Below are 14,962 nucleotides of genomic sequence, written 5' to 3' on the forward strand. Positions count from 1 at the left end.
ACGTCATGCTCACACTCGGAAAAACCCGCGGCCTTGCCCGTCTCGCCAACAAGGACGGCCACTTCTGCATGGTGGCGCTCGACCAGCGTCCGCCGCTCTTCGAAGCGCTTGCGGCGGCGCGCGGCATCGACAAGTCGGACGTCACCTTCTCCGACATGATCACGGCAAAGCGGCTTCTGGTCGAAAATCTCGCCCCGCATTGCAGCTCCATGCTGTTCGATCCGAACTATGCCATTCCCGCCGCCATCGACGTGCTGCCGCCGGACTGCGGCCTGATCGTCACCCTGGAGGATCACCGCACCGAGGAGACCGAGGGCGGCCGCAAGTCCAAGGTCATCGCCGACTGGAGCGTCGAGAAGATCCGCCGTCTCGGCGGCGATGCGGTCAAGGTGCTCGCATGGTACCGGCCGGACGCCTCGGCCGACGTTCTGGAGCACCAGAAGGCGTTCGTGCGCAAGATCGGCGAGGATTGCCGTCGCCACGACATCGCCTATGTGCTCGAACTGCTCGTGTTCCCGTTCCTCGGCACCGCGGGCCATACGGCGGACTATGTCGAATCGCCGACCAAGCTGCCGGAACTCGTGATCGAGAGCGTGCGCGAATTCGCAAAGCCCGAATACGGCGTCGATCTCCTGAAGCTCGAAAGCCCGCTTGCCGCAAACAGCCTGCCGCCGCGTGACGGCAGCGCGGCTGCCCTTGCCGCCCAGCGGGAATTCGATGCGATCGGCAGGATCTGCGCCGATGCGGGCATTCCGTGGGTGCTGCTGTCGGGCGGCGCGGCGACGGAAAAGTTCGAACGCGTGCTCGACTATGCCTATGCCGCCGGCGCCGGCGGGTTCCTGGCAGGCCGCACCATCTGGCTCAATGCGATCCGCTCGCATTTCCCGGATACCGCTGCCGTCGCCAGGGCGCTTACGGAGGAAGGCGTGGCCGTGGTGGAACGCCTGAGCGCGCTCACCGCCGCCAAGGCCCCGCGCTGGACCCCCCCGGCGCCCGCCTTCCAGGAAATCCACAATGAAGGCGACTTCGCCAAGAGCTATGCCGCTGCCTGACACGGGCCATTGACGGAAGGAACGACCATGGACGATCGATCGACACAGCCGGTGCCGGCCCTGAAGGACCGGTCCCTCCTGACCGACAAGGCCTATGTGGCCGGCCGCTGGCTGGGCGCGGTGGACGGCAGGACCATCACGGTCACGGACCCGTTCGACGGATCGGTCATCGCCCGTGTCCCGGATCTCGGCGTGGAGGTGGTTCGCCAGGCGATCGACGCGGCAACCCTCGCGCAGGTCGAATGGGCACGGCGGTCCGCCAAGGAGCGAGCCGCCGTCCTGCGGCGCTGGTACGAGCTCATCGTCGAAAATGCGGACGACCTCGCCCAGATCCTCACCGCCGAGCAGGGCAAGCCCCTCGGCGAGGCGAGGGGCGAGATCATCTCCAATGCCGCCTATCTCGAATGGTTCGGGGAAGAGGCCAAGCGCATCGACGGCGACATCATTCCCGGCCCGAACCGCAACCAGCGCATCATGGTGCTCAAGCAGCCCGTGGGTGTCTGCGCGGCCATAACGCCCTGGAACTTCCCGAACGGGATGATCACGCGCAAGGCAGGGCCCGCCCTTGCCGCCGGATGCTCCATGATCCTGAAGCCAGCCGCCCAGACGCCGCTCTCGGCCTTCGCGCTCGCCGTTCTGGCGGAGCGTGCGGGCGTGCCGGCGGGGGTCTTTTCCGTCATTACCGGCGAGGCAAGGCCGATCGGCATGGAGTTCTGCCACAATCCGAAGGTCGCGAAGATCACCTTCACGGGCTCGACCGGCGTCGGGCGCTGGCTGATGAAGGAGGCGGCGGACGGCATCAAGCGCCTGTCGCTCGAGCTTGGCGGCAATGCGCCCTTCATCGTGTTCGAAGACGCCGACATAGACGCGGCGGTCGAGGGGGCGATGATCTCCAAGTTCCGCAATGCCGGCCAGACCTGCGTGTGCGCCAACCGCATCTATGTCCAGGACACCGTCGCGGAGGCGTTCACCGCCAGGCTTCTGGAAAAGGTCTCGGCGATCACGCTCGGCCGCGGCACGCAGGCGGGCGTCAGCCAGGGGCCGCTGATCGACGACAGGGCCGTTGCCAAGATGGAGGAGCATGTCAGCGATGCGCTTGCCAAGGGCGGCAGGATTCTCGTCGGCGGCAAGCGCAGCGCGCTCGGCGGCACCTTCTTCGAGCCGACCGTCATGAGCGGCATCACGCAGGACATGAAGGTGGCGAAGGAGGAGACCTTCGCGCCGCTCGCCCCCATCATCACCTTCCGCGACGAGGACGAGGTCATCGCCATGGCGAACGACAGCGAGTTCGGTCTCGCCTCCTATTTCTACGCGCGTGACCTCGGCCGCGTCTGGCGGGTCGCCGAAGCGCTGGAGGCGGGCATGGTCGGCGTCAACACCGGCATGCTGGCCAACGAGATGGCACCGTTCGGCGGCGTCAAGCAGTCGGGCATGGGGCGGGAAGGCTCCTCCTACGGCATCGAGGGTTTCCTCGAGCTGAAATATGTCGCCGTGGCAGGCATCTGATGGGCGAGATGACGGATCCTTTTGCCTTTCCGCCCGGCTTCCAGGTCGTCGTTGTCGGCGGCGCGGGGGATATCGGCTCGGCGATTGCCGCGCTGTTCCACGCCCGCGGCGCGAAGGTCGTGGCGACCGGCCACGACCGCGCCGCGCTCGACCGCTCCGCCCTGTCGCGCCTTCAGGCCGTCGATCTCGACGTCCTGGACGTCACCTCCGACGAGGCCGTGGCGGCGTTCGCCGCCCGCTTCGAGCGGGTCGATGCGCTCGTCAATTGCGCGGGCATCCTCGCCCGCGACGAGGAGTTCCGGATAGAGACCTTCCAGCGCGTGCTCGACGTCAACCTGACCGGCACCTTCCGGACCTCCACGGCCTTTCGCCCGCATCTTGCCGCAAGCCGCGGCTCGATCGTCAACATCGCCTCCATGAACGCCTTTGCCGCCTTGCCCCGCCTTCCGGCCTATTGTGCCAGCAAGGGCGGCGTCGTGATGCTGACCAAGGCCCTCGCGCTTGCCTGGGCGGAGGAAGGGATCCGGGTCAACGCCGTCGCGCCCGGCTATATCGAGACGGCGATCAACAGCGAGGGGCGCAAGGACATCGCGCATCGCGACCGGATCGCCGCGCGCACGGCGCTGAAGCGCTGGGGCCAGCCGGAGGAAGTGGCGGGCGCCGTGGTTTTCCTCACCATGCCGGCTGCACGCTATGCCACCGGTACGGTCTATGCCGTCGACGGCGGCTTCCTTGCGGGGTGAGGATGCCATGAGCAAGGCAGGGTCCACCCGTTCCCCTGTGATCAGGTCCGTCGAGGCGCATGTCTTCCGCGTGCCGCTCGAAAAGCCTGTCTCGACGTCCTTCGGCACGATGAGGGACCGGCCGGCCGTGCTGGTGCGGCTGGAGGATGATGCGGGCCTGATCGGCTGGGGAGAGATCTGGTGCAACTGGCCGGCCTGCGGCGCGGAGCATCGTGCCCGCCTCCTTGTCTCGGATATCGCGCCGCGCATCCTCGACAGGCCGCTGCCCGATCCCGCGGATCTTTGGAAGGAATTGACCGCGACAACGCACATACTCGTGCTGCAGACCGGGGAGGCCGGCCCCTATGCGCAGGTGATCGCCGGCTTCGACATGGCCTATTGGGACCTCGCTGCCCGCCGCCGCGGCGTGCCGCTTGCCGTGGCGCTGTCGCCCGATGCGGCGGGCGCGGTGCGCGCCTATGCCAGCGGCATTCATATCCGCGACGCCGAAAAGGTCGTGGCGCAATCCCGCGCGGCCGGCTACCGCGACTTCAAGGTCAAGGTCGGTTTCGACTTCGATCGAGACCTGGCGCTGATCCGGGCGCTCGCCGGGAGCCTGCAGCCCGGGGAAACGCTGCATGCGGACGCCAACCAGGCGTTTTCCCCGGAAGCGGCGCGAGACTTCCTGTCGGCGACGGCCGATCTCGGGCTCGGCTGGGTGGAGGAGCCCGTGCGTGTGGATGCCGGCCCGGCCGTCTGGGGCGAGCTTGCGCGGCTGACCGCAACGCCGCTGGCCGGAGGGGAGAACCTTGCCGGCCTGCGGGCCTTCCGGTCGGCAATCGGCGCCGGCCACCTCTCCGTCATCCAGCCCGATGCGGCAAAATGGGGCGGACCGACAGGCTGCCGCGCGGTGGCCCGGGCCGCAATCGCCGCAGGCCGGCGCTACTGCCCGCATTTCCTCGGCGCCGGCATCGGCCTTGCCGCCTCGGCGCATGTCCTGGCGGCAGCCGGCGGGGACGGGCTGCTCGAAATCGACGTCAATCCGAATCCGCTGCGCGACGCGGTCGCGCCCGCATGGCCCGTGGTGGAGGAGGGCGTCGTCGTGCTGCCGCAAGGGCCGGGCCTCGGAACGGTGCCGGATCTCGATCGGCTCGAACCCTTCCGCACCCTCTTCCTGGCGTCCGGCCCCGCGGCATGATCGGCACGAGCGAACTTGCCGTCTTCGCCGCGCTCGCCTTCGTGGCGGCCTATGTGCAGACCCTGACGGGTTTCGCCTTCGGCCTGTTGCTGATGGGCGCCCTGGCGCTGACGGACTTTGTCCCGCTGCCGGAAGCCGCCATCGTCGTCAGCCTGCTGACGCTCGCCAATGCCGTGATGGTGCTGGCGCGGGGCTGGCGGGATATCGCCGTGAAACCGTTCCTTCTGTCGCTTGCCGGCGCCCTGCCGATGGTCGCCGCCGGCTACGGGGTGCTGACACTTCTGGCGGCCTCGTCGCTGTCGGCGCTGCGCCTCATTCTCGGGTTCGCCATCATCGTGTCGAGCCTCCAGCTGATCCGGCGGCCGTCGCCGCTGGCGCAGCAGTCGGGCGGGCCTGCCTTCCTGTTCTTCGGTGCGCTTGGCGGCCTGATGGGCGGGCTCTTCTCCACCGCCGGGCCGCCGCTGGTCTTCCAGTTCTACCGCCAGCCTCTGCCGCATCGGGTCGTCCGCGAGACGCTCGTGGCGATCTTCGCGCTCAACTCGGTGTTCCGTCTCGGCCTCGTCGCCGCAGCCGGCGACTGGCAGCATCACGCGCTTTTATGGGCGCTTGCCGGCCTGCCGGCCGTCCTGGTTTCGACCTATCTGGCGCGCCGCTGGCCCCCGGCGCTTTCTGCGCGCACGCTCCGTTTCGCAGCCTTCGTGCTGCTGTTGCTGTCCGGCGTCTCCCTGATCGCGCCCGTGATCCTGGGGGCCGTTCCGGCGCGCGCATGACGCGCCATCCGCCTCCGCCGGTGCAGAGCTACCAGACGCCCGGAACGAGCCGGAACCGGACGCGGCGCGCATAGTCGGCATAGCCCTCCAGCCCGGATTGGAGAAGGGCGTCCTCCCAATGCGTGCGCAGGACAAGCACCGTACCGGCGACCGCCGCCGGCACGAGCGCCCACCAGGAACCGAGCGCCGGCGGCAGGCCGGCGAACATCATCAGCGCGCCGACATAGCCGGGATGACGGACGAAGGCATAGGGGCCGGAGGTGATGACGCGCTGGCCGCGTTCGCGTTGAAGACGCACGCCAGGCTCGAAGAAGCGGTTGACCCCTTGCGCCCAGGTGGTGATGGCGATGCCGGCGGCGAGAAGCGCGTAGCCGAGGACGATAAAGGCCGGGGGCACGCTCGACCAGGACATCCTGCCGGCATCCAGCGTGGCGAGCGGCACTTCGGCCACCATCGCCGGCAGCATCAGCAACAGCAAGATCCGGTCCCAGCGTTCCGTTCCTGGCTGGAAGCGGCTGCGAGCCCGATAGATCGCCGGGTTGACGCGCTGCAGGATCAGGGCCGAGACCGCGAAGGCGGCGACGAGGAAGCCGATGAAGATCCAGCCGGGCATCCAGCCGAGGCGCCCGGCCGGCAGGAAGACCAAAGCCAGCAGCGCCGCAGGCAGGCCTATCGCATAGGCGCCGGCCTTCGTTCGTGACATGGGGTCGGGTTCGGTGACAGGCATCCGTCGGCCTCCTGGTTTCGCGCCCCAACCGTCGAACCGTGAGCGTCATACCTTATCCGTATCGCGCGCCAGCCGCCAGCGGCGCAGTAAGCGCGGGGGGCGCATAGTGTGCGGGCATCAACCGGCGACGACATCGCCGCCGGCCTCGATGATTTCATCATTGCTCAGGCCGCGACGCCAATGGGAGAAGGCGACCTGCCGGTGGTTCGGCAGCTTGACCGTCTCGCGCAGGAACTGACGGATTTCCCGGAAGGTCGAGTATTCGCAGCCACACCAGAAGAAGGTGTCTTCCTTGTCCGCGGGCCAGTCGAGGGATCGAACCGCCTGCGCCAAGGGATCCGGAGTGCCCGGCGGCCGGCCGTGCCTGTGAACCCAGCGTATGTCGACGCCGTCTGGCGCGGCGATCGGTTGTTCCTCGGCCTGTTCGGCCACCTCGATGAGAGCGACGCCCTTCGCATCCCGCGGCAACGCCTCGATCATGCGGGCTATGCCCGGCAGGCCCGTCTCGTCGCCGACATAGACGTTCCATCTCGCGGGCTTGGGCCCGTGAGCGCCCGGGCCGAGCAGGCCGACGAGCACGCCCGGTGCCGCCTTGCGGGCCCATTCGACGCCGGCACCGCCGGCATCGTGCAGATAGAAGTCGACCTCCAGCATTCCCGTTGCCGCATCGACGGTCCGCATCGTGTAGATGCGCGACGCGAGCTGTTGTCCGCCCTTCGGCCAGACCAGCCGCCCGTTGTCGCCGAGCCTCGGCCATTCGGGGTTCGGCTCGCCATGCGGCTGGAACAGCAGGCGACAATGGATCTGATCGGGCACGTCGTAGTGAGCGAGATTTTCCCCGGCGAAGCGGATGCGGCGCATCCGCGGTGTCAGGTCGCGCACGGCGCGCACCGTCAGGACCCGAAAGTCCGGCGGCCATGTGTCGCCGGCCTTGTCGCCGGTCCAGACGATGTCGGGGTCCTCGGCCCGCGCGACGAAATCGACGAGGCCGGTAAGGGCGTTCTTCAGGCGGTTGAGGGAGGCGCCATTCTCGGCTTCCACCGCAATGTGGAGCATCTGGCCGGCGGGCCGCACGCGAACGGTGCCATAGGGCGACGTCGCGACATGGATGCCGTCCGCGAAACGAACCTGCATGTCGTGATCGCCGAGCAAGATGAGGATATTGTCCAGATATCGCGTCAGATCGGAAAATGTGATCGTGGTGTGCGCCTTTAGGCTCGGCATGGCCAAATTCCTGGGATTTCCGGGGATGTCAGAGGCTGACCCAGCACGGGCCGGCGATCGGTCTTGCCAGGAAGTGCCGGTTCAATTCCGCCAATGTTTCGTGCGGATCGATATCGTGGCAGCGGTCGGGATGCAGCCATTTGGCGGCGACTTCCAGGAAGAGGAGGTTGAGCGGCTGGGCGGTGATCAGCCCCGTCCAGATGCCATGCACCTGCTTGTGCTCTACAGCCTTCAAGAGGTGAAAGCCGGGCCGTCCGGTGAGGCGCTCCAGCCCGGCGCGCGCTTCGGCTTCGGGAAGGCCGGGGCCGATCGCGGGTCTCGTGGCGTTCGCATAGCCGCCGCCCGTCGCGATGTAGACGTCGGCGCCTTCCGCGAGCAGCTGTTCGAGCTGGATCTTGGCGGCCCACGGGGAGGACGCGGCATCAAGCCCGCGGCCGCCGGCCGCTTCAAGAAGCGTGCCCCAGATGTCCTGGCCGACGGCCCAGCAACAATCATCGTAGAGCGAGCCGATTTCGAAATAGGTCTTGCGCGGCGCCACGCCCGCCAGGCGTTTTTGCAGCCGCTCGATTTTCTGCTCATGGAAGGTCAGGAAGGCCGAGGCCTCCCGGCGGCGGTTCAGGATCGCGCCCCACATGTGCATCAGACGCGGCAGTTCCTCGAGCGGCGAGGGCGCCTCACCTGCCGCGTCATTGCTGAAGCTGCTGCTGAACAGGACGGGAATGCCAAGCTCCGCAAGCCGTTCGGACAGGGCGTCGGCGCCGTTTCCCGGCGCCATGTAGGCGGTGGCGACGACGAGATCGGGTTGCAGGGATATCAGACCCTCCAGCGAGACGGTTTCCGGCGTCTGCCGGCCGACCAGGGCTATGTCGAAACCCGTGCTGTAGGCGGAATGGAGATCGTCACTGTCCATGCGCTCGACCGCGGCCCAGCCGACGACGAGCCGTGCCGGGTCGGGATGCAGCATGGACATGGTGAGGATGTCGCGCGCCTCCAGAAGCACGATGCGTTGCGGTGGCGCCGCAAGCTCCACCGTGCGTCCTGCCATGTCCGTTACCGTGATCGCCCGCGGACCGGCACCGAGAGCCGGCCCGGAGAGGGCTGCGGCGGCAAGCGTCAGGAAGCGTCTTCGGTTCATCCGCATGCCCGTCACCAGCGATAACGAAGGCCGGCCACGACTTCGCGGCCCTTTCCGACCTGGCAGTAGAAACCGTTGCTGCAGCCCGAATAGTAGTCCCTGTCGAAAAGGTTCGTGACGTTGAGGGTCGCCTCCGCCCCCTTGAAGGCCGGATTGGCCGCGCCGAGATCATAGCGCAGGGCCGCGTCCACCAGGGCGTAACCCGGCGTGCGGACGGCGTTTGCATCGTCCGCGTAGCTGCTGCCGACGATCCGCACCCCGGCCCCGACCGAAAGGCCGTCGAACACGTCGTCATCGAAGGTGTAGTTCGCCCAGAGTGAGCCGAAATACCGCGGCACGCCCTGCGGCCGGTTGCCGACGATCGACGGAACGACGTTCGATCGGGAGATCTCGGTTTCGAGCAGCGTGACGGCCGTGATCAGCTCGAGATTGTCGGTCACGTTCCCACGCGCTTCGAACTCGATGCCGCGGGAACGGACCCCGCCCTGCTGGATGCTGAAGCCGGGCACGGGGCCGGGCGTGAGGACATTCTTCTGCTTGATGTCGAAGGCGGCGAGGGTGAAGATGGCATCGAGGCTTTCGGGCGAATATTTGACGCCTATCTCGAACTGCTCGGCCTCCGTGGGAACGAAAGGCCGGCCGTCCGATCCGACGCCGACGACGGGCTCGAAGGATGTCGAATAGCTGAGATAGGGGGCGATGCCGTTGTCGAACTCGTAGAGCAGGCCCGCCCGGTAGCTGGCCGCGCGTTCCGTCTGGTTGCGCTCAACGCCTGTGAGACGGTTGAGCGAGCCTTCCTGGGACCAGTCGTAGCGGCCGCCCAGCAGGATATGCAGATTGCCGAGGGTCATCTGATCCTGGAGATATATCCCCGTCTGCCGCAAATCCTGCTTTGCATCCGTGAAGGTGGCGAACGGCCCGACGGGTAGGCCGTACTGCGGATTTGTCACGTCGAGCGGCTGGGCACTGCCGAGCAGGAACAGGAAGTCGCTTGTCGAGCGCTGGACATCGATGCCGACGAGGACCTTGTGCTCCAGGGCCGCCGTGGCGAAGCTCAGTTCCACGTTGTTGTCGGCGCTCACGCCGCGCACGCTTTCCGCCGAGTGCGCCGCCCAGCGCGGCAGCAGGCCGTCGGGAGTGAGCGGTCCTGAGATCTGAAGGGTCCGGAATGTCGAATCGAGACCGCCATAGCGCAGGCGCGAGCCCACTTTCACCGCATCGTTGAAGCGGTGTTCGAAAATGTAGCCGATGCCGAACTGGTCGCGGTCATAGCTGTCGTACGAAGGGTCGCCCACATTGAGGCCGCCGGTCAGGTAGGGACGGTATGCGGCCGGCGCCAGAAAGCGCGGATAGATGTGGTTGAAGTAGCCGCCTTCGGGGTCCTTCTGGTAGAAGCCGAGCAGCGTCAGGCTCGTGTCCTCGTCCGGCTGCCATGTCAGCGCCGGCGCGACCGCAAGGCGCCGTTCATCCACGTCGTCATGGCGCGTGCCGGACTGGCGGCCGATCGCGCTGAACGAATATTGCAGGACGCCGTCCTCGCTCAGCGCGCCGCGGCTCCTGACGCCGGCCTGGACCCGGCCATGGCTGCCGGTCTCAAGGCGCAGCTCGTGGGACGGGTCGGCACTCGGTATGTTGCTGATCTGGTTGACGAGCCCGCCGGGGCTTCCCTGACCGTAGAGAACCGCCGACGGACCCTTGAGCACGTCGATCCGGTCGAGCAGGAAGGGGTCGATCTGCGGTATGCCCCATGCCTGGCCGCGCGGAAGCTTCAAGCCATCGAGATAGTCGACGGTCCGCATGGCGCTGAAGAAGCCGCCGAAACCGCGAATCGAGAGGCTGTCGAAGCGGCTGTTCTCATCGACGTTCGAAAGAACGCCTGCCGTATAGTTCAGTGCGCTCTGCACCGTCTGGGCGTTCTGGTCATCCATCTGCTTGCGGCTGACGGTCGTCGTCGATTGGGGCGTGCTCTCGACCGGCGTCGCGCCCTTGGTCGCGGTGGTCGTCCGACTGGCGACATAACGATCGCCCTTACGCGGGGTTTCGCTTTCACCCTCGACGACGATCGTCTTGAGCCGGGTCGCGGCGTCTTGAGCGTGCGCGCCGGCAACCTGCAAGGGCAGGAGGCTGGCAGTTGCGAGAAGGTAGGTCAGCTTGCGTCCCATTGTGTATCCCCAGCCCCTTGTCCGACCCTCGGACACCATCACGGCGGCAGGCATTTGCCCCGCCGGTCGGAGTCGTCTATTAATCAAACGGGACGGTAGTGTCCAGTTAATTATATGAGCTCGAAACTCATATTTTTGGCGCCGCCTTGCCCGACGCCGCGACCGGCCAAGGGTTGGGTGGGAGCGGTGGAGTCTGCTAAGGAAGGGCGCAAACGAGCATGATGGGAAATTCAGCGATGTCGGAGCGGGGCATGACGGATGGCGTTCGGCGATCGGCCGCGGAAATCGGTGTCGAAGGTGCGCCAGGCCCTGACGAACAGGCCCGTGCTTCGAAAACCGGCCGGCCGTCGCGGCAGAGATCCGAAGAGCTGACGGCCAGGATCCTCGATGTCGCGACCGGCATGTTCGCGGCGCAGGGTTATGCGGGCACCTCGATGGAGAAGATCGCGGCCGCCTGCGGTGCCGGCAAGGACACGGTCTACAGGCGTTTCCCATCGAAGGAAGCGCTGTTCCGCGGCGTTATAGAGCGCATCCGCGCAAGCGCGTTGCGCAGCCTCGAAATGACCGTTCCACCCGCGGGCGCGCCGCTGGAGCGTCTCAAGATGGCCGGCCACTGGTTCCTGACCGCCCATCTCGAGCCGCAGCAAATCGCCATGAAGCGCATCACCCTGAGCGAAGCCGCGATGTTCAGGCAGAGCCTTGCCGACGGGGCGAGCAGCGATCCGACCGTCCGCTGTCTGATCGAGCTGATCGAGGCCGCGCAGGCAAGCGGTGACCTTGCGAAAGGAGAGGCGGCCTTCATCGCCGATCAACTCATCTATTCGCTGACGGTGAAGCCGATCACCTATGCCATGCTCGGAAGCACCGCCTTCGCCTCCACCGAAGCGCGCGATGCCTATTTCGAGCAAGCGTGGGAGCTGTTCATGCGAGGCGCCGGAAAGAGGGCAAGCTGACGCGGCCCGACATGACGCCGCGCCGCAGATTCGAATCCAGCCGGTGTCTCGATGGAGATCGGCAGCCTAGCGCAGCATGCTCACATCATTGAACCTCAGGCCAAATCGCGCGAGATATTTCGACAGGCGGTCGGCGTCATTGCTGCTTTTCTTTTCCAGGCGCGAGCTTGCGAACAGCGCCCGGCCCGCCGCGCTGGCGCTGGCATGTTTGCGGCAAGTCTGCAGCACGGCGGCGAGCTGCACGGCGTCGAACCGGTCCAGCTGCGCTGCAGCATCCTCGCCCAGATGCTCGACAAGGATGTCGTCGAACGCCGTCTGCCGTGAAGCGCCGTGCCAGGCCGTGTTCAGCCGCCGGATCTCGTCGTCGACGACCTCGATGGTGATGCGGCCGAGCGGGGCGAGCGTGGCCATGCGGGTGACGGATGCGGAAAGGTCGCGGAAATTGGCGTTCCATGCGGCGTCAGGGCCGGTGGCGAAGGCGAGATAGCGTTCGCGTGCCTCCTTGTTGAAGGTCACGTTCTGGCCCTCGCGCTCCAGGAAGCGGCGCAGCTCGAAATCGAGGTTGGGTTCGATGTCCTCCGCGCGCTCGCGAAGGGCCGGCAGCCGGAACGTCCAGAGGTTCAGGCGGGCGAAGAGATCCTCGCGGAACCTTCCGAGGCGCACGGCCTCGGCGAGGTCGCGGTTGGTGCCGGCGAGAAGCTGGAAATCGGCGGAGGCCTCGGTGTCGGCGCCCACCGGGAGGAAGCGTTTCTCCTCGATGGCGCGCAGGCACATGGCCTGTTCATCGAGGCCGAGCTCGCCGATCTCGTCCAGGAAGAGCACGCCCTTGTCCGCAGAGCGCAGGAGGCCCGCGCGCTCGCCGGCTGCCCCCGTGAAGGCGCCCTTGACATGGCCGAACAGCGCCGACATTGCCTGGTCTCCCCGCAATGTCGCGCAGTTGACCTCGACGAAGGGACCGCTGACCTTCCGCTGCGCTTTCTTGAGCTCGTAGATGCGCCTGGCGAGCTGGGATTTGCCGGCGCCGGTCGGTCCCGTCAGGAGGACCGGCGCCACCGAGCGGATCACCACGCGCTCGATCTCGTCGATCATCCGGTTGAAGGCGGTGTTGCGCGTGGAGATCCCCGATTTCAGGAAGGAGGCGGCCTCCTCGCGCTCGGAGGCGAAGCGCTTGGCGATCTCGTCGTAGCGGGAGAGGTCGAGGTCGATGATCCGGTGCGTGCCGGCGAAGTCCGCGCCCGGATCGCGATCGCGCGGCGGCGAGAGCTGCAGCAGCCGGCCGGGGATGATGCGGGCCTCGGTCAGCAGGAACCAGCAGATCTGTGCGACATGCGTTCCGGTGGTGATGTTGACGAGATAATCCTCGGTATCGGGGTCGAACGGGTAGCCGCGCGCAAAGTCCCGGAGGTTCGTGTAAACCTCCGAAAAATCCCACGGGTCGCGGAAATTGATGACATTGCTGCGCACCTCGGTGGCCGGTGACACGGTCTCGATATCGGCGATGATCCGCGTGGCGAGGGCGCTCGCGTGGTTGTCATGGATGAGTTCCAGCCGGTCGATAAACAGGCCGGCTTGCTGGCAGAGCCCGACATTGGGCCGCCAGCGGCTCCAGCGATTGTCCCATTTCCCCATGTCGAGGGTGGTTCCCAGGATGCTGATGGCGACACGTCGCTTCATGTCTTATCCAATTTTATAAGGATGGATATTCTTGGATAGGATAATGGGAGCGTCGAATTTTGGCAATTTGGGCCGGTGTATGGGCAGGAATAATTTTTAGATATTAATTACAGCGAGATAGAAGAAAATTTCCGCTTCTGAGAGACTATTTCGTCAAACTGGCACGCCGCTTGAAACGTATCTGGCACGAACCAACAAGAGGTGCCGTCATGGTCAACAAGGCGATCTTCAAAACCTATCTCGGAAAGCTGCTTCCCGGCACGGACACGAAAAACCACGAAGCCGCGCCGGCCTACAGGCTGACGCCGCGCGAGGCGCTGGCGCAGTATGCCGTGACCGGCACGTTCAACGGTACGTTCTACACCGACGGTGCCGAGCAGCTGGAGGCGGTGAAGGCGCTGGCCCTTGAGGTCGAGCCGGAATTCCTTGCCAAGGTGGCCATCCACGCGGCCGGGAAGGGGCACATGAAGGACATGCCGGTCACCCTGCTGGCCATGCTGTCCAGCCTTGAGAGCGATGCTTTCGCCCGCGCCTTTCCGCGCGTCGTCAAGAGCGGCAAGATGCTGCGCGGCTTCGTCCAGGTGATGCGCTCCGGCGCAACGGGGCGCAAGTCGCTCGGCACGCGGCCGAAGAAGGCCGTGCAGGCATGGCTGGAACGGGCAAGCACAGAGCAGATCCTGCGCGCGATGGTCGGCAACGACCCGTCGCTGGCCGACGTCATCCGCATGGTGCATCCGAAGCCGGTGTCGGAGGAACGCAGGGCGCTCTATGCCTGGGCGATCGGCAAGCCGCACGACGTTGCGGCGCTGCCGGACCTCGTCAAGGCGCTGGAAGCCTTCCGGCGCGACCAGACGCGGCCGGTGCCGGACGTGCCGTTCCAGATGCTGACCTCGCTGCCGCTGACGCGCGAGCACTGGGTCGAGATCGCCCGTAAGGGCGGCTGGCAGATGGTGCGGCAGAACCTCAACACCTTCGCGCGCAACGGCGTGTTCGAGGTCGAGGGTTTTGCCGAGGCGCTGGCTGCGCGGCTGGCCGATCCGGATGAGGTCCGCAAGGCCAGGGTCTTCCCCTATCAGCTGATGATGGCGTGGAAGATGGTCGACGGCCAGGTTCCGGATGTCGTGCGCGATGCCTTGCAGGACGCGATGGATATCGCGATCGCCAACGTGCCGTCGTTCGGTGGCAATGTGGTGCTGTGCCCCGACGTTTCCGGATCCATGGCGTCGCCGGTGACCGGATACCGCAAGGGGGCGACGTCGGCGGTCCGCTGCATCGATGTCGCCGGCCTGATGACGGCGGCCTTCCTGCAGCGCAACCCGAAGGCACGGGTGCTGCCGTTCGAGACCGGCGTGGTGAACGTCGCGCTCAACCGGCGGGATTCGGTGATGACCAATGCCGGCAAGCTGGCGGCCATCGGCGGCGGGGGAACGAACTGCTCCGCACCGCTGCGCAAGCTCGCGGACGAGAAGGCCAGGGTCGATCTCGTCGTGTTCATCTCGGACAACGAATCCTGGATGGATGCGCGCAAGGCCGGTCAGCCGACGGGCGTGATGACGGAATGGGCACGGATCAAGCGGGTCAACCCGGCTGCAAAGCTGGTCTGCCTCGATCTCCAGCCCCACGCCACCACGCAGGCGCCGACCCGGAACGACGTGCTCAACATCGGCGGCTTCTCGGATGCCGTCTATGGGGTCATCACCGCTTTCGCCGCCGACAGCAAGGGCGCCGACGGCTGGGTGAGGGCAATCGAGGCGATCGAGCTCTGACATGAAGCAATACCCCCGTGCCGCCCGTGAACGGCACGGGGACCGTGACGAATGCCGGATGAAACTACAGGCT

12 protein-coding genes are annotated in these 14,962 nt (G+C 66.5%); 7 read left to right on the plus strand and 5 right to left on the minus strand.

Annotated features, from left to right (window positions below; genetic code table 11):
- Positions 1 to 5 precede the first annotated feature (5 nt).
- Genes WMC41_RS23085 through WMC41_RS23105 form a run of 5 tightly spaced genes read left to right on the plus strand, consistent with a single transcriptional unit; the run spans position 6 to position 5,248 of the window.
- Positions 6 to 1,052, plus strand: a complete 1,047-nt coding sequence (locus WMC41_RS23085; RefSeq protein WP_432349032.1) for a tagatose 1,6-diphosphate aldolase — start codon at positions 6 to 8, stop codon at positions 1,050 to 1,052.
- 27 nt (positions 1,053 to 1,079) lie between these two features.
- Positions 1,080 to 2,558, plus strand: a complete 1,479-nt coding sequence (locus WMC41_RS23090; RefSeq protein ID WP_432349034.1) for an NAD-dependent succinate-semialdehyde dehydrogenase — start codon at positions 1,080 to 1,082, stop codon at positions 2,556 to 2,558.
- A gap of 8 nt (positions 2,559 to 2,566) precedes the next feature.
- Positions 2,567 to 3,301: an SDR family NAD(P)-dependent oxidoreductase gene (locus WMC41_RS23095; RefSeq protein WP_432349352.1), complete on the plus strand. Its 735-nt coding sequence runs from the start codon at positions 2,567 to 2,569 to the stop codon at positions 3,299 to 3,301.
- 7 nt (positions 3,302 to 3,308) lie between these two features.
- Complete coding sequence (locus WMC41_RS23100) at positions 3,309 to 4,478, plus strand: mandelate racemase/muconate lactonizing enzyme family protein (RefSeq protein WP_432349035.1); 1,170 nt, start codon at positions 3,309 to 3,311, stop codon at positions 4,476 to 4,478.
- On the plus strand, positions 4,475 to 5,248 hold the full coding sequence (locus WMC41_RS23105) for a TSUP family transporter (RefSeq protein WP_432349036.1): 774 nt from the start codon (positions 4,475 to 4,477) through the stop codon (positions 5,246 to 5,248). Before WMC41_RS23100 ends, WMC41_RS23105 begins: the two co-directional genes overlap by 4 nt.
- A 28-nt stretch (positions 5,249 to 5,276) precedes the next feature.
- Here WMC41_RS23105 and WMC41_RS23110 read toward each other — a convergent pair whose 3' ends face one another.
- The 4 genes from WMC41_RS23110 to WMC41_RS23125 all read right to left on the minus strand — a co-directional run bounded on the left by WMC41_RS23110 (position 5,277) and on the right by WMC41_RS23125 (position 10,496).
- Positions 5,277 to 5,975, minus strand: coding sequence for a methyltransferase family protein (locus WMC41_RS23110; RefSeq protein ID WP_432349037.1), 699 nt, complete (start codon positions 5,973 to 5,975; stop codon positions 5,277 to 5,279).
- A 117-nt stretch (positions 5,976 to 6,092) separates the two neighbouring features.
- Positions 6,093 to 7,199, minus strand: a complete 1,107-nt coding sequence (locus WMC41_RS23115; protein ID WP_432349038.1) for a DUF2218 domain-containing protein — start codon at positions 7,197 to 7,199, stop codon at positions 6,093 to 6,095.
- 28 nt (positions 7,200 to 7,227) lie between these two features.
- Positions 7,228 to 8,334: an ABC transporter substrate-binding protein gene (locus tag WMC41_RS23120; protein WP_432349040.1), complete on the minus strand. Its 1,107-nt coding sequence runs from the start codon at positions 8,332 to 8,334 to the stop codon at positions 7,228 to 7,230.
- Positions 8,335 to 8,345: 11 nt separating this feature from the next.
- Entirely contained in the window at positions 8,346 to 10,496 is a 2,151-nt protein-coding gene (locus tag WMC41_RS23125; RefSeq protein ID WP_432349041.1) for a TonB-dependent siderophore receptor, read from the minus strand.
- Between the two features lie 251 nt (positions 10,497 to 10,747).
- Here WMC41_RS23125 and WMC41_RS23130 point away from each other — a divergent pair, with 251 nt between their 5' ends.
- Positions 10,748 to 11,449, plus strand: a complete 702-nt coding sequence (locus WMC41_RS23130) for a TetR/AcrR family transcriptional regulator (RefSeq protein ID WP_432349043.1) — start codon at positions 10,748 to 10,750, stop codon at positions 11,447 to 11,449.
- 66 nt (positions 11,450 to 11,515) lie between these two features.
- Here the strand turns inward: WMC41_RS23130 and rtcR are convergent, their stop codons facing one another.
- On the minus strand, positions 11,516 to 13,123 hold the full coding sequence (rtcR, locus tag WMC41_RS23135) for an RNA repair transcriptional activator RtcR (RefSeq protein WP_432349044.1): 1,608 nt from the start codon (positions 13,121 to 13,123) through the stop codon (positions 11,516 to 11,518).
- 209 nt (positions 13,124 to 13,332) lie between these two features.
- On the opposite strand from rtcR, the gene WMC41_RS23140 reads away from it, so the two are divergent.
- A complete protein-coding gene (locus WMC41_RS23140; protein WP_432349046.1) occupies positions 13,333 to 14,889 on the plus strand; it encodes a vWA domain-containing protein in 1,557 nt (518 codons plus the stop codon).
- Positions 14,890 to 14,962 lie beyond the last annotated feature (73 nt).

Origin of the sequence: Shinella yambaruensis (assembly GCF_050859155.1) — a bacterium.
Taxonomy (GTDB): Bacteria; Pseudomonadota; Alphaproteobacteria; order Rhizobiales; family Rhizobiaceae; genus Shinella; species Shinella yambaruensis.